Origin of the sequence: Citrobacter pasteurii, assembly GCF_019047765.1 — a bacterium.
Taxonomy (GTDB): Bacteria; Pseudomonadota; Gammaproteobacteria; order Enterobacterales; family Enterobacteriaceae; genus Citrobacter; species Citrobacter pasteurii.
In genome coordinates, this window is record NZ_CP077262.1 from 955,660 (window position 1) to 976,742 (window position 21,083).

At 52.8% G+C, this 21,083-nt stretch carries 18 protein-coding genes and 1 pseudogene; 11 read left to right on the forward strand and 8 right to left on the reverse strand.

Translation table 11 applies throughout. The features are described 5' to 3' along the window. Window positions 1-315 precede the first annotated feature (315 nt). Complete coding sequence (zupT, locus tag I6L54_RS04705; RefSeq protein ID WP_003024600.1) at window positions 316-1,089, reverse strand: zinc transporter ZupT; 774 nt, start codon at window positions 1,087-1,089, stop codon at window positions 316-318. Window positions 1,090-1,236: 147 nt separating this feature from the next. Between zupT and ygiD the strand changes: the two genes are divergently transcribed. Continuing rightward, entirely contained in the window at window positions 1,237-2,025 is a 789-nt protein-coding gene (gene ygiD / locus I6L54_RS04710) for a 4,5-DOPA-extradiol-dioxygenase (protein WP_005123074.1), read from the forward strand. 85 nt (window positions 2,026-2,110) lie between these two features. Here ygiD and I6L54_RS04715 read toward each other — a convergent pair whose 3' ends face one another. The 3 genes from I6L54_RS04715 to tolC form a co-directional block, all read right to left on the reverse strand. Beyond that, on the reverse strand, window positions 2,111-3,271 hold the full coding sequence (locus tag I6L54_RS04715) for a glutathionylspermidine synthase family protein (RefSeq protein ID WP_005123077.1): 1,161 nt from the start codon (window positions 3,269-3,271) through the stop codon (window positions 2,111-2,113). Between the two features lie 5 nt (window positions 3,272-3,276). Beyond that, window positions 3,277-3,954, reverse strand: coding sequence for a DUF1190 family protein (locus tag I6L54_RS04720; protein ID WP_040233964.1), 678 nt, complete (start codon window positions 3,952-3,954; stop codon window positions 3,277-3,279). A 157-nt stretch (window positions 3,955-4,111) separates the two neighbouring features. Then, window positions 4,112-5,593: an outer membrane channel protein TolC gene (gene tolC / locus I6L54_RS04725; protein ID WP_137378485.1), complete on the reverse strand. Its 1,482-nt coding sequence runs from the start codon at window positions 5,591-5,593 to the stop codon at window positions 4,112-4,114. 199 nt (window positions 5,594-5,792) lie between these two features. Here tolC and nudF point away from each other — a divergent pair, with 199 nt between their 5' ends. From nudF to parE, 5 genes and pseudogenes are all read left to right on the forward strand, one after another. After that, window positions 5,793-6,425, forward strand: a complete 633-nt coding sequence (gene nudF / locus I6L54_RS04730; RefSeq protein ID WP_040233966.1) for an ADP-ribose diphosphatase — start codon at window positions 5,793-5,795, stop codon at window positions 6,423-6,425. Then, window positions 6,422-6,844, forward strand: a complete 423-nt coding sequence (locus tag I6L54_RS04735; RefSeq protein WP_005123087.1) for a DUF1249 family protein — start codon at window positions 6,422-6,424, stop codon at window positions 6,842-6,844. Before nudF ends, I6L54_RS04735 begins: the two co-directional genes overlap by 4 nt. 24 nt (window positions 6,845-6,868) lie before the next feature. Beyond that, window positions 6,869-7,695, forward strand: a pseudogene (cpdA, locus tag I6L54_RS04740) (3',5'-cyclic-AMP phosphodiesterase). Beyond that, window positions 7,695-8,276, forward strand: coding sequence for an esterase YqiA (gene yqiA / locus I6L54_RS04745; protein ID WP_003024575.1), 582 nt, complete (start codon window positions 7,695-7,697; stop codon window positions 8,274-8,276). Before cpdA ends, yqiA begins: the two are co-directional and overlap by 1 nt. 28 nt (window positions 8,277-8,304) lie before the next feature. Next, complete coding sequence (gene parE, locus I6L54_RS04750) at window positions 8,305-10,197, forward strand: DNA topoisomerase IV subunit B (protein WP_040233967.1); 1,893 nt, start codon at window positions 8,305-8,307, stop codon at window positions 10,195-10,197. A gap of 106 nt (window positions 10,198-10,303) precedes the next feature. On the opposite strand, the gene I6L54_RS04755 is transcribed toward parE, so the two are convergent. From I6L54_RS04755 to qseB, 4 genes are all read right to left on the reverse strand, one after another. Next, entirely contained in the window at window positions 10,304-10,618 is a 315-nt protein-coding gene (locus I6L54_RS04755; protein WP_003024557.1) for a putative quinol monooxygenase, read from the reverse strand. 30 nt (window positions 10,619-10,648) lie between these two features. Continuing rightward, on the reverse strand, window positions 10,649-11,230 hold the full coding sequence (locus I6L54_RS04760) for an NAD(P)H-dependent oxidoreductase (RefSeq protein ID WP_040233968.1): 582 nt from the start codon (window positions 11,228-11,230) through the stop codon (window positions 10,649-10,651). 109 nt (window positions 11,231-11,339) lie between these two features. Then, the gene (gene qseC / locus I6L54_RS04765) at window positions 11,340-12,689 is read right to left on the reverse strand and encodes a quorum sensing histidine kinase QseC (protein ID WP_040233969.1); all 1,350 of its coding nucleotides are present in this window, start codon (window positions 12,687-12,689) and stop codon (window positions 11,340-11,342) included. Then, complete coding sequence (qseB, locus tag I6L54_RS04770) at window positions 12,686-13,345, reverse strand: quorum sensing response regulator transcription factor QseB (RefSeq protein WP_040233971.1); 660 nt, start codon at window positions 13,343-13,345, stop codon at window positions 12,686-12,688. The genes qseC and qseB overlap by 4 nt, the downstream gene beginning before the upstream one ends. A gap of 152 nt (window positions 13,346-13,497) precedes the next feature. On the opposite strand from qseB, the gene I6L54_RS04775 reads away from it, so the two are divergent. The 5 genes from I6L54_RS04775 (at window position 13,498) to I6L54_RS04795 (ending at window position 21,048) form a co-directional block, all read left to right on the forward strand. Further along, window positions 13,498-13,893, forward strand: a complete 396-nt coding sequence (locus tag I6L54_RS04775; RefSeq protein ID WP_005123105.1) for a YgiW/YdeI family stress tolerance OB fold protein — start codon at window positions 13,498-13,500, stop codon at window positions 13,891-13,893. Window positions 13,894-14,010: 117 nt separating this feature from the next. After that, window positions 14,011-16,269, forward strand: a complete 2,259-nt coding sequence (parC, locus tag I6L54_RS04780; protein ID WP_040233972.1) for a DNA topoisomerase IV subunit A — start codon at window positions 14,011-14,013, stop codon at window positions 16,267-16,269. 196 nt (window positions 16,270-16,465) lie between these two features. After that, a complete protein-coding gene (gene plsC / locus I6L54_RS04785; protein ID WP_040233973.1) occupies window positions 16,466-17,203 on the forward strand; it encodes a 1-acylglycerol-3-phosphate O-acyltransferase in 738 nt (245 codons plus the stop codon). 71 nt (window positions 17,204-17,274) lie between these two features. Further along, window positions 17,275-18,687: a cell division protein FtsP gene (ftsP, locus tag I6L54_RS04790; RefSeq protein WP_005123112.1), complete on the forward strand. Its 1,413-nt coding sequence runs from the start codon at window positions 17,275-17,277 to the stop codon at window positions 18,685-18,687. Between the two features lie 189 nt (window positions 18,688-18,876). Beyond that, window positions 18,877-21,048, forward strand: a complete 2,172-nt coding sequence (locus I6L54_RS04795) for a YgiQ family radical SAM protein (protein WP_040233974.1) — start codon at window positions 18,877-18,879, stop codon at window positions 21,046-21,048. The last annotated feature ends 35 nt before the right edge of the window (window positions 21,049-21,083 follow it).

Consider the following 21,083-nt stretch of genomic DNA (forward strand, 5'->3'; position numbering starts at 1 on the left):
GGTATGTCAGAATAAGCTTATGTAAAATTTTAACGTTAAATGTTTAATGATGTTAAATGTTAAGGGTAAAAGAATGTTTATTGCCTGGTATTGGATCGTATTAATTGCACTCGTTGCATTGGGTTATTATTGCCATATGAAGCGTTATTGTCGGGCATTCCGACAAGACAGAGACGCATTGCTCGAGGCGCGAAACAAACTCTTCCGTCGTTCTGGTGAAGATAACAGCGTGATTAAGGAACAGGAATAGTCCTTCACGTTCTGCTATGGATGAGCGGATGCTGTAAAATAGCAGGGTGGCATCCGCCCTCAGGATTATCCGATTCCCATAGACTGGAGGATGACGAGGCTTAACCCCATAACTGACATGCCACAAAGCACCCCATAGCTGGGATTATTATTCGGGTCGATCTCTTTTGCCAGTGGCATCAATTCATCGACTGACAGCGCCACCATAATTCCGGCGACCGCGGCCATAATTGCCGCCATCACCACGGGTGAAATCAAACTGCCCAGAATTAACCATGCCAGTACCCCACCTAATATTTCCGCCATTCCCGAGATCCCTGCCCAGAATATAGCGGTACGTTTTGAACCCGTGGCTGCATAGACCGGACCTGCAACGGCTAATCCTTCAGGAATATTGTGTAATGCGACGGCAAGCGCAATACCAAAGCCCAGTTCGAGATTGCTGCTGGCGGTAACAAAAGTCGCAATCCCTTCTGGGAAGTTATGCAGGCTGATACCCAGAGTTAATAAAATCGCAGTACGCTTAATGGAACCGGGTAACGGCTGTGTGGTTTTTTGGACTAAATCCTGAGGGTGAGCGTGCGGCAGCAAACGATCCAGGCCAAAGTAGCCCAGCAAACCAACGATAAACATCCCGTAACCCAGCACCGGAGACATTCCCTCTGCTGCCAGTGCGGCTGGCAACATCTCCATCAGGGAGATTAGCAACATGATACCTGCGGCAAAACCCAGAGAAAATGCGAGAACGCGGTTAGAGGGTTTTTGTCCCAGCACGCCAAGAAATGCACCAATAAATGTGGCGGCGCCTGCCAGTAAGGTCAGAAGTAAAGGTACTGACATCGACAAATAAAACTCCTTATCAATCTGCTATTCGGGGCGGTTCGTCAAAATAACTGATGATCTTCATCATGGTTATCTGAGTTCTTCATCAACCGAAAAAGCGTATTGTGGTGATATCAAAATGACTCCCTCAGTAAGGATATCATCATGTCTTCAACTCGTATGCCAGCATTGTTTTTGGGCCACGGCAGCCCGATGAATGTTCTGGAAGATAACGTTTATACCCGTGCCTGGCAGCAGCTGGGGGAAACGTTGCCACGTCCGAAAGCCATCGTGGTGGTCTCAGCGCACTGGTTTACGCGCGGCACTGGCGTAACCGCGATGGAAGCACCGAAAACGATTCATGACTTTGGTGGTTTTCCGCAGGCGCTGTATGACACGCATTATCCGGCCCCGGGGTCTCCTGAACTGGCTCAGCATCTGGTGGATCTGCTTTCTCCAGTGCCAGTCACGTTAGATAAAGAGGCGTGGGGATTTGACCACGGCTCATGGGGTGTGCTGATCAAGATGTACCCGAACGCAGATATCCCGATGGTGCAGTTGAGTGTCGATAGCACCAAACCTGCGGCCTGGCATTTCGAAATGGGTCGTAAGCTGGCGGCGCTGCGTGATGAGGGCATTATGCTGGTAGCCAGCGGTAACGTGGTGCATAACCTGCGTACTGCGCGCTGGCACGGCGAGAATACGCCGTATCCGTGGGCGACCTCATTTAACGATTATGTTAAAGCAAACCTCACATGGCAGGGACCGGTTGAACAGCACCCGCTGGTTAACTATATGGATCATGAAGGCGGATCGCTGTCGAACCCAACGGCGGATCACTATCTGCCGCTGCTGTATGTACTTGGCGCGTGGGATGGCAAAGAGCCGGTGACGATTCCTGTTGATGGGATTGAGATGGGTAGCCTGAGTATGTTGTCAGTGCAGGTTGGGTGATGAACGCCCGATGGCGCTACGCTTATCGGGCATTAAGTTCGTGCCGTAGGCCGGGTAAGGCGGAGCCGCCACCCGGCACTCTCAATCATTCGACAAAAATATGCGGATAGAAACGGGAGAGATCCTGCGTGATCAGGGCGCGGTCTTCGCGAATGCCGATCCCGGCCGGTTGGTCGTTAATCAGCCAACTGCCGATCAGCATATAGCTGTCGCCAAACTTCGGTAACTGATGGAACTGCTGCACGATCATGCCTTCTTCACCGTATGGGCCTTCCACGGCTTCGATCGTTTTACCGTTCTCAATGATGGAAACGTTAGCGCCTTCACGCGAGAAGATCGGTTTCACGACAAACTTATCCATCTGCGGATAGTCGTCTTCGGCGAAATATGCCGGTAGCAGATTCGGATGATCCGGGAACATTTCCCACAGCAGCGGCAACAGTGCTTTGTTGGAGATAATGCTTTTCCATGCTGGTTCCAGCCAGCGAACGCCGGCATCTTCCAGCTTGGTGGAGAACATTTCACGCAGCATAAACTCCCACGGATATAGCTTGAACAGGTTGGCGATCACCTGGTCCTGCATGTCCGTGAACTGACCTTTTTCGCCAAGACCGATATCTTCGACATAGAGAAATTCAGTGGCAATTTCAGCCTCAGCCGCGCAATCCTGCAAATACTGGATCGTTCCACGATCTTCGACCGTATCGCGACAGCAGGTCAGGTGCAGCAACTGAAAACCGTACTGCTCGCGCAGCTCAGTGAAACGTTCGATCAGTTTTTCCTGCAGGCTGTTGAACTGATCGCTGCCTTCCGGCAGGTTGCCCGCATTAAGCTGATCTTCCAGCCAGATCCACTGGAAAAAAGCAGCTTCATACAATGAGGTTGGCGTATCGGCGTTGTTTTCTAAAAGCTTGGGTTCACCGGTACCATCCCACGCCAGATCGAGGCGGGAATAGAGCGACGGTTGCTGTGTCAGCCAGGACTGGCGGACAAAGCCCCAGGTATGCTTCGGAATACGAAACTTGGTCATCAGCTCGTCGCTGGCAATGACCTTCTCAACCACCTTGAGGCACATCTGGTGCAGCTCTGCGGTGACCTCCTCCAGCTTTTCGACCTGAGCGAGCGTCAGCTTATAGTATGCGTCTTCACACCAGTACGGCTCGCCGTACATGGTGTGAAAGTTGAAACCGTACTCGGTGGCCTTATCGCGCCAGTCCGGGCGCTCAACAATACTGACTCTTTCCATGACGATCAGCCACCCATTGAACGTGTGGTGGTGCCGCTTGCGCTACGCTGCATGGTGTTCTGTTTGGCGACTGACTCACCAAATCCGCCGCGGGTTACGGTAGACGTGGTGGCTGGTTTCGGTGCCATGGCGGTTTTTGGTACGGTCATGGTGCGGCCCGGCGTTGCTGCGCCGTAGTTTTTGCCGCCGGCGTCAGTGTATTTGCCGTATGCAGGGCTGGCCGGGTTTTTCGAGCTGAACAGCGGCTGCTGAGCGCCCATTCCGCCGCCCATCATGCGGCCCATCATGTAGCCAGCCATCAGCGGCATCCAGAAGCTGCCGCTGCTTTGATTCTGCGCCTGAGCCTGGCCTTCACCGGTCGGTGCCATACCTGCCTGGGCAGGTGCCTGTTGGCACTGACCTTCACCGAACTCGGCAATACAGTCTTCGCGCGTGGCGTATTTTGGCGCCGTGCGTTCAGCTTCTTTCAGCGCGTTGTTGAATGCGGTCGTACATTCAGCGCTTTTACCTGGATTCGCCGCAGAGCAGTCGTCCGCATTCTGATAAAGCGAAACCGTTTCGTCACTCTTTTCACAGCCCGCGAGCATAAACACAGCGGTAACTGCCAGGGCGACAGGAGTCAGATGGCGCGCGCTCCAGCTTTTGCGGAACGAAGCATGATGTATCGATTTTGTCCGTTTCATTTTTGTCTTCCAGGACCCAGTGGTAAACACAGTAAATAATGCTCAGGATAGAGGATGACTGGTCGAAATTGAAGCGGGAAGAGGCGAGAATGCGCAGGAAGGGGCGGATCTTTACGTTGTCTTACGTTCAGACGGGGCCGAAGCCCCGTCATCAACATCAATTACGGAACGGGTTGTTGCCGTTACTGCTGCTGGTTGTACGTGCTGCTGCCGGTTTGACCGCCGGCGCCGCACTGTTGGCGGTATAACCATCTGCTGTGGCGTCTTGCTGGGTGTTTTCCGGCGCAACGGAGTCAGGCGCGGTGGAAATAGGTTTGCCCAGCGTATTGTTCAACGCCACCAGATCCTGCTCGTTAAGCGTACCGAGCGCAGACTTGATGTTTAACTGGTTGATCAGATAGGTATAACGCGCATTTGCCAACTGCTGCTTAGCGTTGTACAGCGTGGTAGTGGCATCCAACACGTCCACGATGGTACGTGTACCGACAGAATAACCCGCTTCCATCGCGTCAAGGGAACTTTGCGCAGAGACAACGGCTTGTTTGTACGCATTAATGCTACTGATAGACGCATTAATGTTGTTGAATGACGAACGAACGGTCTGTACTACGCTGCGGTGCGCGCTTTCCAGTTGCTCGCTGGCGCCAACAAAGTTGTACTGTGCTTGTTTAACCTGCGAGTTAACCATCCCGCCCTGGTACAGCGGCAGCGAGAAGTTCAGACCAATTTTATTCTGGCCCTGGTTACTGTCGTCATACTGAGAGGTGTTAGTTTTAGAACCACTGTAAGAGGTATCAGAAACACCAGTAGAGGCGGTTAAACCCAGCGTCGGCAGATGACCGTCCTGTGCCAGACGAATTTGCTCACGCGCCAGATCCTGGCTTAAACGTGCCTGCAATAACGTCAGGTTGCGGTTTTCTGCTTCTTTCAGCAGTGAATTCACCGCCTGCGGTTTGTTGGTTTTAAAGCCATCAACATTCAGCGAAGCCAGTTCCGGATAGTAATTGCCGGTGACCTGACGCAGCTGTTCAACGGCGTTGTCCAGGTTGTTACGCGCGGTAACTTCATTCGCCAACACAGTATCGTACTGTGAACGGGCGTTCTGTACGTCAGTGATAGCAACCAGGCCAACGTTAAAACGCTGGGTCGTCTGATCTAACTGACGATAAACGGCGTCTTTTTGTGCCTGGGTATAAGAGAGCACGTCAATCGCGTTCAATACGTTAAAATAGGCCGTGGCGGTATTCAGGATCAGCGTTTGCTGATCGGTCTGATAGGTCACGTCCTGGATGCCCGCTGATTTTTCTTGCAGCGTCAAGGCACGCCATTTTGACATATCAAACAGCGTCTGAGTCAATTGTAATGACGCGCTGGTGGCGTTGGAGTTGATACCATTTGAATCACGGTAGCCATTGCTGTAGGTGTAATCGGCACCTAAGCCCAGTTGCGGCAGTAAAGGACTACGCGCTTCGTTAATTTTTTCGAATGCAGCATCGCGATCGGCGGCGGATTTACGCAATTCCGGGTTGCTCAGGCGTGCTTGCTGATAAACCTGCATCAGGTTTTCTGCCTGGCTCAGAGTACTGAACCCCGACAGGCTCAGGCCGATAAGGATGGGGAGCAATTTCTTCATTTGCATTCCTTGTTGTGAAGCAGTATTTAGCGCTGATCAAATTGTAAAAATAATTGCTGATTCTAGCAGAATCCGCCACTTCAAAAAGTTGGCGTTACGTGCCATACGGCGTTAATTTGCATCAATTTAACACAAGGGCGCTCAAACAGCAGTCAAACGACCTTGAAATTCACATTTTAATCACTATTGGTACCAGGACAGCACAATGCGTAAACCAGACAACTTGCCAATGACATTCACTAAAAATGATGTAGAAATTATTGCACGAGAAACACTATACCGCGGTTTTTTTTCATTAGATCTTTATCGCTTCCGTCATCGCCTGTTTAACGGTGGTATGAGCGGTGAAGTGAAGCGTGAAATTTTTGAGCGCGGACACGCGGCAGTCTTGCTACCCTTTGACCCTGAGCGGGATGAAGTTGTGTTGGTTGAACAGATCCGCATCGCGGCCTATGACACCAGCGAAACGCCGTATCTACTGGAAATGGTAGCCGGAATGATTGAAGAAGGCGAAACCGTTGAAGATGTGGCCCGTCGTGAAGCAATGGAAGAAGCCGGACTGGACGTTAAACGTACGAAACCCGTGCTGAGTTATCTGGCAAGCCCTGGCGGCACCAGTGAGCGCCTGTCTATTTTGGTAGGTGAAGTGGACGCTTCGACCGCAAATGGTATCCACGGTCTGGCGGATGAAAACGAAGATATTCGTGTTCATGTGGTGAGTCGGGAACAGGCTTATCAATGGGTAGAAGAGGGGATAATCGACAACGCGGCTTCTGTCATCGCTTTGCAATGGTTACAGCTGCACTATCAAGAGTTAAAAACTGAGTGGAAAAAATGAAGCGTTACACACCTGACTTCCCTGAAATGATGCGCCTGTGCGAAACCAATTTTTCGCAGTTGCGCCGCCTGTTGCCACGCAATGATGCAGCCGGTGAAACAGTGAGCTATCAGGTTGCAAACGCACAATATCGATTAACGATCGTGGAATCGACCCGATACACTACGCTTGTCGCGATCGAACAGACGGCACCAGCGGTTACCTACTGGAGCCTGCCGTCGCTGACTGTGCGCCTGTATCATGATGCGAGGGTGGCTGAAGTGTGTTCAAGTCAGCAGATCTTTCGCTTCAAAGCGCGGTATGATTATCCAAATAAAAAGTTGCATCAACGCGACGAAAAGCATCAAATTAATCAGTTTTTGGCCGACTGGTTACGGTACTGTTTAGCACATGGAGCGATGGCGATTCCGGTTTATTAGCGTCGTGAAACCTAAGGACACCATTTGGAAAGCCTGTTAACCCTTCCTTTGGCTGGTGAGGCCAGAGTCAGGATCTTACAAATTACAGACACTCACCTGTTTGCCGAAAAGCATGAAACGCTGCTGGGTGTGAACACCTGGGACAGTTATCAATCCGTACTGGATGCCATACATGCAGAGTCGCCAGAGTACGATCTGATCGTCGCGACGGGGGATTTGGCGCAGGATCAATCCGCTGCTGCCTATCAGCATTTTGCTGAGGGCATCGCAAGCTTTCGTGCGCCCTGCGTTTGGCTACCGGGCAATCACGATTTTCAGCCGGCAATGTACAGCGCGCTACAGGACGCGGGAATTCCCCTGCCAAGCGCGTTTTCATCGGCGAACAGTGGCAAATATTGTTGCTCGACAGCCAGGTGTTCGGCGTTCCCCACGGTGAATTAAGTGAATTTCAGCTCGAATGGCTGGAGCGTAAACTTGCCGATGCGCCTGAGCGCAATACCTTGCTGCTTCTGCATCATCATCCTTTGCCTGCGGGCTGCAGCTGGCTCGATCAGCACAGCCTGCGCAATGCGGCGGAGCTCGACAACGTGCTGGTGAATTATCCGCGCGTGAAGTATCTGCTGTGCGGGCATATTCATCAGGAACTGGATCTGGACTGGAACGGTCGCCGCCTGCTGGCGACGCCATCGACCTGCGTGCAGTTTAAGCCGCATTGTTCCAACTTCACGTTAGATACCATCAGCCCCGGCTGGCGGACGCTGGAGCTTTTTGCTGACGGGACGTTGCAGACTCAGGTTCGCCGTCTGCAGGGTAATCGTTTCCACCCTGATACCGCTTCAGAAGGCTACTGATGTCTACGCTTCTCTATCTTCATGGATTCAATAGTTCTCCTCGTTCGGCGAAGGCGTGCTTGCTGAAAAACTGGCTGGCGGAGCACCATCCGCACGTTGAGATGATCGTGCCGCAGTTGCCGCCGTATCCGGCCCAGGCCGCAGAGATGCTGGAATCGATCATTCTTGAACATGGCGGAGAGTCGCTGGGGATTGTCGGCTCCTCATTAGGAGGCTATTACGCCACCTGGCTGTCGCAATGTTTTATGCTGCCGGCAGTGGTGGTGAACCCGGCTGTACGGCCTTATGAACTGCTGGTCGACTATCTCGGTCAAAACGAGAACCCCTACACGGGGCAGCAATATGTGCTAGAGTCACGCCATATTTACGATCTTAAAGTCATGCAGATTGACCCGCTGGAAGCGCCGGATTTGATTTGGCTGCTTCAACAAACGGGCGATGAAGTGTTGGACTACCGCCAGGCGGTGGCGTATTACGCCTCCTGCCGTCAGACAGTTATTGAGGGCGGAAACCACGCATTCACGGGCTTCGAAGATTATTTCAACCCGATTGTCGATTTCCTTGGACTGCACAGTTTCTGACGATCAATTCGAATTGCTAATTTAAACCATGACGCAAACTTATAACGCTGATGCCATTGAGGTACTCACTGGGCTTGAGCCGGTACGCCGTCGCCCTGGGATGTACACTGACACGACCCGTCCTAACCATCTTGGACAGGAAGTGATTGATAACAGTGTGGATGAAGCACTGGCTGGCCACGCGAAACGCGTGGATGTGATCTTACATGCCGATCAATCGCTGGAAGTCATTGACGACGGACGCGGCATGCCGGTGGATATTCACCCAGAAGAAGGCGTTCCGGCGGTCGAGCTGATCCTCTGTCGTCTGCACGCGGGCGGCAAGTTCTCCAACAAGAACTACCAGTTCTCCGGTGGTCTGCACGGTGTGGGTATCTCCGTTGTTAACGCCCTGTCCAAACGTGTGGAAGTGAACGTACGCCGCGACGGGCAGGTATACAACATCGCGTTTGAGAATGGCGATAAAGTGCAGGATTTACAGGTTGTCGGTACTTGTGGTAAACGCAATACCGGTACCAGCGTACACTTCTGGCCGGATGAAACCTTCTTTGACAGCCCGCGTTTCTCTGTTTCTCGCTTAACGCACGTACTGAAAGCCAAAGCGGTGCTGTGTCCGGGCGTAGAGATCACCTTTAAAGATGAAGTTAACAACAGCGAGCAGCGCTGGTGCTACCAGGACGGTCTGAATGACTACCTGAGCGAAGCGGTAAATGGCCTGCCGACGCTGCCGGAAAAACCGTTTATCGGTAATTTCAGCGGTGAAACAGAAACCGTAGACTGGGCGCTGCTCTGGCTACCGGAAGGCGGCGAGCTGCTGACCGAAAGCTATGTGAACCTGATCCCAACCATGCAGGGTGGGACGCATGTCAACGGTCTGCGTCAGGGTCTGCTGGATGCAATGCGCGAATTCTGCGAGTATCGTAATATTCTGCCGCGCGGCGTGAAGTTGTCTGCTGAAGATATCTGGGATCGCTGCGCCTATGTGCTGTCGGTAAAAATGCAGGATCCGCAGTTTGCCGGTCAAACCAAAGAACGCCTCTCTTCGCGTCAGTGTGCGGCGTTTGTTTCTGGCGTGGTGAAAGATGCCTTCAGCCTGTGGCTGAATCAGAACGTACAGTCAGCCGAACTGCTGGCTGAGATGGCGATTTCCAGTGCCCAGCGTCGCCTGCGTGCGGCGAAAAAAGTCGTACGTAAAAAGCTGACCAGCGGTCCGGCGCTGCCGGGCAAACTGGCGGACTGCACTGCACAGGATCTTAACCGCACCGAACTGTTTCTCGTCGAAGGTGACTCCGCAGGCGGTTCCGCCAAACAGGCGCGCGATCGTGAATTCCAGGCGATCATGCCGCTGAAAGGTAAGATCCTCAATACCTGGGAAGTCTCTTCTGATGAAGTGCTGGCCTCGCAGGAAGTGCATGATATTTCGGTGGCGATCGGCATCGATCCGGACAGCGACGATCTGAGCCAGTTGCGCTATGGCAAGATCTGTATTCTGGCGGATGCGGACTCCGATGGTTTGCACATCGCGACGCTGCTGTGCGCGCTGTTTGTGAAACACTTCCGTACGCTGGTGAAACACGGCCACGTCTATGTGGCGCTGCCGCCGTTGTACCGTATCGATCTCGGCAAAGAAGTGTATTACGCTCTGACAGAAGAAGAAAAAGCGGGCGTGCTGGAGCAGTTAAAGCGCAAGAAAGGGAAACCGAACGTACAACGCTTTAAAGGTCTGGGTGAAATGAACCCGATGCAGTTACGTGAAACGACGCTGGATCCCAATACGCGTCGTCTGGTGCAGCTCATCATTGATGATGAGGACGATCAGCGTACGAATGCGGTGATGGATATGCTGCTGGCCAAGAAACGTTCAGAGGATCGTCGCAACTGGTTGCAGGAGAAAGGTGACCTGGCGGATCTCGAAGGCTAAGGGATATGGGTATGTAGGCCGGATAAGGCGGTTAATACCGCCATCCGGCAAGGTCATTATGCCCGATGGCGCTGCGCTTATCTGGCCCGGCGGCCATGACGATAACTTAAATACCCGATTCCAGAATACGGATATTCATGTCCAGCACGTCGCCTTTCACGGCTTCGCTGTAGGCTTTCATATGCGGGGTCTGCAAATGCGCTTCAAGATGCGCGATGCTTTCCCACTGTTCAACCATCACGATTGAGTCTGGTGCTGTGGTCTGAAAACTCACACCCGCAGCATGATCCACCATCGGCGCATAGCCGTGGCAGCCTTCTTCCTTCAGTACGGTCGGAACGATTTTAGCAAACTGATCCAGTACCGCCTGGCGGTGATGTTGACCTGGACGTGTACGGATTTCTGCAATAACAGTAAGCATGGTTAACTCCTTCTAATTCCAGGTGACTAGTTAACCAAAAATCTCGGTCAGATGCTTGCGATATTCTGCGATATAACGCGGAACATCTGGCATTTTAATCACGTCATTGGTGATAAACGTCGGCAGCGCTTCCATTCCCAGGAACTGATTTGCTTTATGGAACGGCAGATACACACCATCAACGCCAACACCATGGAAGAATTGGTCTTTTTCAGTGAAGGCTTCCATTGGCGCGTTCCAGGTCAGGGACAGCATGTATTTTTTGCCCTGAATCAGCCCGCCTGAGCCGTATTTTTTAGAGGCATCTGAACGTGTACGACCATCGCTGGCATACAGCGTACCGTGACCTTCGGTAAACACATCATCGATGTATTTTTTCACCGTCCACGGTGCACCCATCCACCAGCCCGGCATTTGCCAGATAACCACATCAGCCCAGACAAAGTTCTGCACTTCCGTTTCAATGTCGTAATCGCTATCTGCACGCACGATTTTAACATCATGCCCGAGGTCGCGCAGGATACCATCCGCGACCTCGGTCAGGGTGTCGTTTAACTGACCGTTAGAGTGAGCGAATTTTTTCGCCCCATTGATAATCAGAATGTTGCTCATGTTGTGTCCTCAAGGAAATACGTTTGAGGACGATTTTACTCCCACCAGCGGTGCGGTGAAATTAGCAAAATGTGCAAAGTCTTTTGCTATTTGAGCAATAATAACCCAGTTACCAACTGACTTTCGCTTCAAAGCCACCTTCCGGCACATTGCCAAACGAGGCTGACATTCCATGCAACGTCGCGATACGGCGGACAATCGACAGGCCGAGACCGCTGCCGGTAACACTTTGTCCCGGCGGACGATAAAAGCGTTCACCGATGTGCGTCAGGACTTCCGGCGCAACGCCAGGCCCGTTATCTTTGACGCTAAAATAGCGGGAGTTAAGCGTCACCTCTACAATGCTACCCTGTGGGCTATAGCGAATCGCATTATCCAGTAGATTCCGCACCATCAGGCTGAGTAACAAGGGTTGTCCCATGCGCTTGATATCGTGGGCGTTAATCTGCAAACGCACATCAATGTGTGCCTGTTGCGCTGGGTGATAGATATCCATTACAGCGGATTGCAATAGTTCTTCCAGCGAGATATCAGCCACGTCCTGAAGGTTGTCGAGGGAGTCGAGGCGCGAAAGCGTCAGGAGCTGATCAACCAGTCGGGTAGCGCGGTCAATTCCCGTCTGCATCTGCATTAACGCTTTTTGTCGTGCCTGCGGATCATCGTCGGACAACTGCGCGACTTCGGTCTGTACCTTCAGTGCCGTCAACGGACTGCGCAGTTCGTGGGCGGCATCAGAGGTAAAGCGCCGTTCGCGAACCATCATCGAGTGTGTGCGGATAAACAGTTGATTGAGCGACTCAACCAGCGGGCGAACCTCGCCAGGAATACCTTTTAGGCTCAGTGGTTCTTCAGATTCCGGATCCCGCACACGTAAGGCCTGCGCCAGCTTTTTTAGCGGCTTAAGTTCAAGGCTTAACAGGACAATCAGGATCAGCAGCATCAGCGGCAGGGCGACCAGCCACGGCACCAATTGGGCTGTCACGATCGCCAGGGCCATATCTTCGCGATATTCCCACTCCTGACCGACCACGATCCGGTACTTTTTATCCGCTGAAGTTAGCCAGATAAAGCGCCATTTATCGTTATCACCGTTCAGATAACCATCGTCAAACCCTTCCCGACGATAGCTATAGGGAATGTACTGACCATTGTCACCATCATGAAGAACCATTTTCCCATCCGGCGTGTAGACCGCAAAGGTCAGTACATCGTCGTCAATATGGCCATGTTTGAACTTTTTCGGTGTCTGCGCGATGCGCTCAGAAGCTTTTAGTTCATCAAGATCCAGCGTGACCAGCCGTTTGGCAAACAGCATCAGTTGCGTGTCAAACATCTCGTCAACGTTATCGGTGGTTTGTTTCCAGGCAACAAAACTGGAAATCAACCAGGTTACCAAAACCAAAATGATAAATATAAGCGTAAGTCTGATGCGTAGACTCAGGCGTTGTGTGAGTTTCATGCGTCACCCAGGGTGTAGCCAATGCCATGTACAGTGCGGATAAAGTCGCTGCCGAGCTTACGGCGTAAGTGGTGGACGTGCACTTCAACGGCATTGCTGGAAACGTTTTCGTCCCAGTTATACAGTTTTTCTTCGATCAGTTTGCGGGGCAGCACGCGGCCTTTATTACGCATCAGTAGCTCCAGCAGGGCGAACTCTTTGGGTTTGAGTGGCAAAGGTTCACCTGCGACTGTCGCGACCAGCGCGCCGGGATTAAGCGAGACCTGACCATGGCGCAGTTCGCTGGTGGCCTGGCCGCTGGCGCGGCGTACCAATGCTTCCAGTCTGGCGGCAACCTCGATGAGTGCAAAGGGTTTACACAGATAGTCATCCGCGCCCAGGCGCAGGCCTTCAACGCGTTCTGTCAGCGCATCCCGAGCCGTCAGAATCAGCACAGGCTCTTGATTACCTTTTGCCCGCCATTCGCGCAGGATATCGCGCCCGTCGATACCAGGCAGCGTCAGGTCAAGGATCACCGCATCATAAGGGGCGCTGTAAAGCGCTTCTTTCCCCTGGCGACCCTCGGTAAACCAGTCGATGCTGAAACCCATTTTACTCAGACCTGTTTTAAGGCCATCGCCAATCAGCGTGTCATCTTCTACCAGTAAAATACGCATATGTTCTTCCCTGCGGTCGCTCTCATTACCGTCAAGTAAACCTGTGGCTACAGCCTCTGTACAGTAAAAAAAGTATCTTTTTTTGCCTTAAGAACTTGTTAAGGATTAACTTATTTAATAGTCGTAAACCAACATGAAAGGGAGACATGACGATGAAAAAATTAGCTGCAATGGTTGCCGTAATGGCACTGTGTTCCGCACCTGTTCTGGCAGCGCAGCAGGGCGGCTTCTCTGGACCGACGACGACAACGCAAAGCCAAAACGGCGGCTTTGTTGGCCCAAACGGTAGCAGCACGACGGTAGAAAGCGCCAAATCGCTGCGTGATGACACCTGGGTTACCCTGCGCGGGAACATCGTTGAGCGTATTTCCGACGACCTGTATGTGTTTAAAGATGCGACCGGCACAGTGAATGTGGATATTGACCACAAGCGCTGGAACGGCGTAACCGTCACGCCGCAGGATGTGGTTGAAATCCAGGGTGAAGTGGATAAAGACTGGAACTCCGTTGAAATCGACGTGAAACAGATTACCAAAGTTGCCAAATAATCCCCATCAGGGCCGTATTCGCGGCCCTTTTCTTTGTGACTCAACACGCCAGATAGGGTAGTATCTGCGGCAATATTGCCCTTCAATAGACGGGTATAAGTTGAGGAACCACGATTAATGAGCGATATGGCAGAGCGCCTGGCGCTGCATGAATTCACGGAAAACGCCTATCTGAACTACTCCATGTACGTCATCATGGACAGGGCGTTACCGTTTATTGGTGATGGTCTGAAACCTGTTCAGCGTCGCATCGTTTATGCGATGTCCGAACTGGGGCTGAATGCCAGCGCCAAATTTAAAAAATCCGCCCGTACCGTCGGTGACGTATTGGGTAAATACCATCCGCACGGCGACAGCGCCTGCTATGAAGCGATGGTGCTGATGGCCCAGCCCTTCTCTTACCGTTATCCGCTGGTTGACGGGCAGGGGAACTGGGGGGCACCAGACGATCCGAAATCCTTCGCCGCGATGCGTTACACGGAATCCCGCCTGTCGAAATATGCGGAAGTCCTGCTGGGTGAACTCGGTCAGGGAACGTCGGATTGGGTGCCAAACTTCGACGGTACCATGCAAGAGCCAAAAATGCTGCCTGCGCGTCTGCCGAATATCCTGCTAAACGGCACGACCGGGATTGCCGTGGGTATGGCGACGGACATTCCGCCGCACAACCTGCGTGAAGTGGCCAAAGCGGCAATTACGCTGATTGAACAGCCGAAAACGACGCTGGATCAACTGCTGGATATTGTACAGGGGCCGGATTATCCGACCGAAGCAGAGATCATTACCTCGCGTGCGGAGATTCGTAAGATTTATGAAAACGGACGCGGTTCCGTTCGCATGCGTGCGGTATGGACGAAAGAAGATGGCGCGGTGGTGATTTCCGCGCTGCCGCACCAGGTCTCCGGCGCAAAAGTACTGGAACAGATTGCGGCTCAAATGCGCAATAAAAAGCTGCCGATGGTCGATGACCTGCGCGACGAATCGGATCACGAAAACCCGACTCGTCTGGTGATTGTCCCGCGGTCGAATCGCGTGGATATGGAACAGGTGATGAACCATCTGTTTGCTACCACCGATCTGGAAAAAAGCTACCGTATTAACCTGAACATGATCGGTCTTGATGGTCGTCCGGCAGTTAAAAACCTGCTGGAGATCCTCACCGAGTGGCTGACGTTCCGTCGCGATACCGTGCGCCGTCGCCTGAACTATCGCCTGGAGAAAGTACTCAAACGCCTGCACATTCTTGAAGGTTTGCTGATAGCGTTCCTCAACATTGATGAAGTGATCGAAATTATTCGTCATGAAGATGAACCAAAGCCTGAGCTGATGTCGCGGTTTGGTATTTCAGAAACTCAGGCGGAAGCCATTCTTGAGCTGAAATTACGTCACCTTGCCAAACTGGAAGAGATGAAAATCCGTGGTGAGCAGGACGAACTGGCGAAAGAGCGCGATCAACTGCAGGGCATTCTGGCCTCTGAACGCAAAATGAGTAACCTGCTGAAGAAAGAACTGCAGGCTGATGCGGATGCTTATGGTGACGATCGCCGTTCTCCATTGCGGGAGCGTGAAGAAGCGAAGGCGATGAGCGAGCACGACATGTTGCCGTCTGAGCCGGTGACCATTGTGCTGTCCCAGAGTGGTTGGGTGCGAAGTGCGAAAGGCCACGACATTGATGCGCCTGGCTTAAGCTATAAAGCGGGCGACAGCTTTAAGTCGGCTGTGAAGGGTAAGAGTAACCAACCGGTTGTATTCGTTGACTCAACCGGGCGTAGCTATGCTATCGACCCAATTACGCTGCCGTCTGCACGGGGTCAGGGGGAACCGTTGACCGGTAAGCTCACGCTGCCACCGGGCGCGACGGTTGAGCATATGCTGATGGAGGGCGACGATCAGAAGCTGCTGATGGCATCTGATGCCGGTTACGGTTTTGTCTGCACCTTCAATGACCTCGTTGCGCGTAACCGTGCGGGCAAGGCATTGATTACGCTGCCGGAAAACGCACATGTTATGCCGCCGGTGGTGATTGAAGATGAAACCGATATGCTGCTGGCGATTACCCATGCGGGCCGCATGTTGATGTTCCCGGTGAGCGATTTGCCGCAGTTGTCGAAAGGCAAAGGGAACAAGATAATCAATATTCCTTCTGCGGAAGCTGCGAAAGGCGAAGATGGTCTGGCACAACTCTACGTGCTGCCGCCGCAAAGCACGCTGACTATCCACGTCGGGAAACGCAAAATTAAACTGCGCCCTGAAGAGCTACAGAAGGTAACCGGCGAGCGTGGTCGTCGCGGTACGCTCATGCGCGGTCTGCAACGCATCGACCGTGTTGAGATTGACTCGCCTCGACGCGCCCGTCACGGCGACAGCGAAGAATAACGCCAGCGTCTGGCTCTCCCTGTTTTCGCACAGGGAGAGCTTGTTTTAAAAATTCCCGTGAAACCGTTGTTTATTCGTGCGTTGCGATTAACAATACGCTTTTCCAGAGAGCCACTCTTAACAATGCCCTAACCTGATGCAGTGTTCGGAATCAGGTGACGTAGAATGCCAGGCTCTTAGGCCTTTAGAGGTTGTTATGCTATATATTTTTCGTTTAATTATTACTGTTATTTACTGCATTTTGGTCTGTATTTTCGGTTGCATATACTGTCTGTTCAGCCCACGAAATCCAAAACACGTTGCGACGTTCGGCCATATGTTTGGTCGCCTGGCTCCCCTGTATGGCCTGAAGGTTGAGTGTCGCATGCCGCCTGACGCGAAGAACTATGGTAATGCTATCTATATTTGTAACCATCAGAATAACTATGACATGGTTACCGCAGCGAATATCGTTCAGCCACCGACGGTTACAGTAGGTAAAAAAAGCCTGTTGTGGATCCCTTTCTTCGGACAACTGTACTGGCTCACCGGTAATCTGTTGATCGACAGAAATAACCGCGCCAAAGCGCACAGCACCATTGCGGCGGTTGTGAACCACTTTAAAAAGCGTCGTATCTCTATCTGGATGTTCCCTGAAGGAACGCGTAGCCGTGGCCGTGGTCTGCTGCCGTTTAAAACAGGTGCGTTCCATGCGGCAATTGCTGCGGGTGTCCCGGTTATCCCTGTTTGCGTTTCAACAACCTCTAATAAGATCAAATTGAACCGACTCAATAATGGGCTGGCGATTGTAGAGATGCTGCCGCCAGTGGATATCAGTCATTTTGGTAAAGATCAGGTTCGTGAACTGGCAGCGCATTGCCGCACGCTGATGGAACAAAAAATCGCAGAACTCGATAAAGAAGTTGCTGAGCGGGAAGCTGCCGGTAAGGTTTGATTCGCTCATTTCGGGTTTGTTACAGGAAATGATTTCCTGCGTGTTAATCGCCAGTTTTTCATGGAGCTTATATGTCATTCAGTCGGCGTCAGTTCATTCAGGCATCGGGGATCGCATTGTGTGCAGGTGCTGTTCCGCTGAAGGCTAATGCTGCCGGTCAGCAACAACCGCTACCTGTTCCCCCCCTGCTGGAGTCCCGTCGGGGACAGCCGCTATTTATGACGCTGCAACGTGCGCACTGGTCGTTTACGCCGGGCACGCGCGCACCCGTATGGGGTGTTAACGGGCGCTACCTGGGGCCGACAATCCGCGTCTGGAAAGGTGATGACGTCAAGCTTATCTACAGCAACCGTCTGACAGAAAATGTCTCAATGACCGTTGCCGGATTACAGGTCCCGGGTCCTCTTATGGGGGGGCCGGCGCGTATGATGTCGCCTAATGCGGACTGGGCGCCCGTGCTGCCGATTCGCCAAAGCGCAGCAACCTTGTGGTATCACGCCAATACGCCAAATCGCACTGCCCAGCAGGTCTATAACGGCCTTGCCGGGATGTGGCTGGTTGAAGATGAAGTGAGTAAATCACTGCCGATCCCTAACCACTATGGCGTGGATGATTTTCCAGTCATTATTCAGGATAAGCGGCTGGATAATTTCGGTACGCCAGAATATAGCGAACCGGGCAGTGGGGGTTTTGTGGGGGATACTCTTCTGGTCAACGGGGCGCAAAGTCCGTATGTCGAAGTGTCCCGCGGCTGGGTGCGTTTGCGTTTGCTGAATGCCTCAAATTCGCGTCGATATCTGCTGAAAATGAGCGATGGTCGCGCGCTGCATGTTATCTCTGGCGATCAGGGGTTTTTACCCGCGCCGGTTTCGGTGAAGCAGCTATCGCTGGCGCCAGGCGAGCGTCGTGAGATTCTGGTCGATATGACCAACGGTGATGAAGTTTCGATTACCTGCGGCGAGGCGGCCAGTATTGTTGACAGGATCCGTGGTTTCTTTGAACCTTCCAGTATCCTGATCTCCACGCTGGTACTGACTCTGCGTCCAACCGGCCTTCTGCCGCTGGTAACGGATAGCCTGCCAATGCGTCTGTTACCCACCGAAATTTTGAGCGGCTCGCCGATTCGCAGCCGTGATATTAGCCTTGATGACGATCCTGGAATCAATGGCCAACTGTGGGATGTTAATCGCATGGATATCACGGCGCAGCAGGGCTCCTGGGAGCGCTGGACGGTGCGCGCCGATATGCCGCAGTCGTTCCATATTGAAGGCGTCTCTTTCCTGATCCGTAATGTGAATGGCGCGATGCCGTTCCCGGAAGACCGTGGCTGGAAAGATACCGTATGGGTTGATGGGCAAGTGGAGTTGCTGGTCTATTATGGGCAGCCTTCCTGGGCGCATTTTCCGTTCTACTTCAACAGCCAGACGCTGGAAATGGCAGACCGTGGTTCTATTGGCCAGATGCTGGTGAACCCGGCACCGTAATGGATATTCCTGTGCCGGGTGGCGGCTTCGCCTAACCCGGCCTGGGCCGTGCGAAAGCACAGGAACGGTCAGCGTAGCACCAGCAGAGATGAAATTTAACATCCTTACAATACTCCTTCATTTCCCCTGTTGATCCAGCGTATAATCCCCGGCCTTTGATTATTTTTTTACCATTTTTTTGGAAGCATTATGAGCGCAATATCCCTGATCCAACCGGACAGAGACCTTTTCTCCTGGCCGCAGTACTGGGCCGCCTGCTTTGGGCCGGCACCATTTTTGCCGATGTCACGCGACGAAATGGATCAACTTGGCTGGGATAGCTGCGACATCATTCTGGTTACCGGCGATGCGTACGTCGATCACCCGAGCTTCGGCATGGCTATTTGCGGCCGTATGCTGGAAGCACAGGGCTTTCGCGTGGGGATCATCGCCCAACCGGAGTGGAACAGCAAAGATGACTTTATGCGTCTGGGTAAACCGAACCTGTTCTTCGGCGTAACCGCCGGCAACATGGACTCGATGATCAACCGTTATACCGCCGATCGCCGACTGCGCCATGACGATGCCTATACGCCGGACAACGTGGCGGGTAAACGCCCGGACCGCGCGACGCTGGTTTATACCCAGCGCTGTAAAGAAGCCTGGAAAGATGTGCCGGTTATTCTCGGCGGTATTGAAGCCAGCCTGCGCCGTACTGCGCATTATGATTACTGGTCAGATACCGTGCGTCGTTCCGTGCTGGTGGATTCAAAAGCTGACATGCTGATGTTTGGCAACGGCGAACGCCCATTGGTGGAAGTCGCACACCGTCTGGCGATGGGCGAAACCATTGATCAGATCCGCGACGTGCGTAATACCGCGATTATGGTCAAAGAAGCGCTGCCGGGCTGGAGCGGGGTGGATTCCACGCGTCTGGACATGCCTGGGAAAATTGACCCTATTCCGCATCCGTACGGCGAAGATTTGCCGTGTGCTGACAACAAACCCGTGGCGCCGAAAAAACAAGAAGCGAAAGCGGTAACCGTACAGCCGCCGCGTCCGAAGCCGTGGGAAAAAACCTACGTACTGTTGCCGTCTTTCGAGAAAGTGAAGAGCGACAAAGTTCTGTACGCCCATGCGTCACGTATTCTGCATCACGAAACCAACCCAGGATGCGCGCGTGCGCTGATGCAAAAGCATGGCGATCGCTATATTTGGGTTAACCCGCCAGCGATCCCGTTGTCGACTGAAGAAATGGACAGCGTCTTTGCACTGCCGTACAAGCGCGTACCACATCCGGCGTACGGTAACAGCCGTATTCCCGCCTATGAGATGATCCGTTTCTCGATCAATATCATGCGAGGCTGTTTTGGTGGGTGCTCGTTCTGTTCGATCACCGAGCACGAAGGGCGCATTATCCAGAGCCGTTCTGAAGATTCGATCATCAATGAGATCGAAGCCATTCGCGATACCGTTCCGGGCTTTACCGGCGTGATCTCCGATCTCGGCGGTCCAACGGCAAACATGTATATGCTGCGCTGTAAGTCTCCGCGTGCAGAACAGACCTGTCGTCGTCTGTCCTGCGTTTACCCGGATATCTGCCCGCATATGGATACTAACCACGAACCGACGATTAATCTCTATCGCCGCGCGCGTGATCTGAAAGGCATTAAAAAGATCCTTATCGCATCCGGGGTGCGTTATGACATCGCCGTTGAGGACCCGCGCTATATTAAAGAGTTGGCAACTCACCATGTGGGTGGCTACCTGAAGATTGCGCCGGAGCATACCGAAGAAGGCCCATTGTCGAAGATGATGAAGCCGGGTATGGGCAGCTACGACCGCTTTAAGGAGCTGTTTGATACCTACTCTAAACAGGCCGGTAAAGAGCAGTACCTGATCCCGTACTTCATCTCCGCGCACCCGGGTACGCGTGATGAGGATATGGTGAATCTGGCGCTGTGGCTGAAACAGCGTCGTTTCCGTTTGGATCAAGTGCAGAACTTCTACCCATCACCGCTGGCAAACTCTACAACCATGTATTACACCGGGAAAAACCCGTTGGGCAAAATTGGTTATAAGAGTGAAGATGTGGTAGTGCCAAGAGGTGATAAACAGCGCCGTCTGCATAAAGCACTGCTGCGTTACCATGATCCTGCTAACTGGCCGTTAATCCGTCAGGCGCTGGAAGATATGGGGAAAAAGCATCTGATTGGCGGTCGCCGCGAATGTCTGGTTCCGGCCCCGACGCTGGAAGAGATGCGTGAAGCACGTCGTCAGAACCGCCATACCCGTCCGGCACTGACCAAGCATACGCCAGTCGCGCACCAGCGTCAGACGCCTGCGGCGAATAAAAAACGCGGGAAAGTCGCGGGGCGCTAATCTGTCAGATCCGGGAGTGGAATGCTTACCGGGCC